The following is a 302-nucleotide window of genomic DNA, read 5'->3' as shown; positions in this document are numbered from 1 at the left end:
CGCTCCTTGAGCCGCGGGAACAGGTGCAACACCTTGTCCATCTGCTCCTGGTAATCGCCCTTGTCGGTAAAGAATCCGCCCATGGCGAGGTTCTCTTCCACGGTCAGGCGGGCAAACACCCGACGGCCTTCCGGAACCACGGCAATGCTCTTGCGCATGATCTCGGAGGAGGCCTGGCCCACCAGTTCCTCACCCATGTAGCGGATGCTGCCGCTGTGAGCCTGGGGCGAACCGCACAGGGTCATCAGCAGCGTGGACTTGCCGGCACCGTTGGCGCCAATCAGGGTCACGATTTCGCCCTG

General features: G+C 62.9%; 1 protein-coding gene. It reads right to left on the bottom strand.

Translation table 11 applies throughout. The features are described from left to right. On the bottom strand, positions 1 to 302 hold a 302-nt coding region (locus tag HX875_RS32575; RefSeq protein ID WP_177049021.1), incomplete at both ends, for an ATP-binding cassette domain-containing protein.

The organism is Pseudomonas yamanorum (assembly GCF_013386765.1).
Classification (GTDB): domain Bacteria; phylum Pseudomonadota; class Gammaproteobacteria; order Pseudomonadales; family Pseudomonadaceae; genus Aquipseudomonas; species Aquipseudomonas yamanorum_A.
The sequence above is the reverse complement of the archived record's forward strand: the minus strand, read 5'-3'. Positions and strand labels throughout refer to the sequence as shown.